Annotated in this window: 1 pseudogene; it reads left to right on the top strand. The window is 48.8% G+C overall.

The window, feature by feature from the left end:
- Positions 1–289, top strand: a pseudogene (locus ACTHS4_RS11855) (MFS transporter); the annotation flags it as partial.

The raw sequence follows: 289 nt of genomic DNA, 5'->3' as shown, positions 1-289 counted from the left end.
ATCGGTAAGTTCGGTAATCGCGTTGATATGCGCCTGTTTGTCAGTGCCAGCTTCTTGGTGTTTGCTTACACATTCCATTGGCGAACCGATTTCTATGCCGGCATGGATATGAGCAATGTTGTTTGGCCGCAGTTTTGGCAGGGTTTAGGCGTAGCCATGTTCTTCCTACCTCTGACCAGTATCACCTTGTCGCATATGAAAGGCAATCAAATTGCCTCGGCCAGTAGCCTGTCTAACTTTTTGCGTGTCTTTATGGGCGGTGTCGGAGTATCTGTGGTCAGCACCATGT

It is taken from the genome of Neisseria sp. P0014.S009, from assembly GCF_051958155.1.
Lineage (GTDB): Bacteria > Pseudomonadota > Gammaproteobacteria > Burkholderiales > Neisseriaceae > Neisseria > Neisseria flavescens_C.
This window is presented reverse-complemented; position numbering and strand designations above follow the sequence as displayed.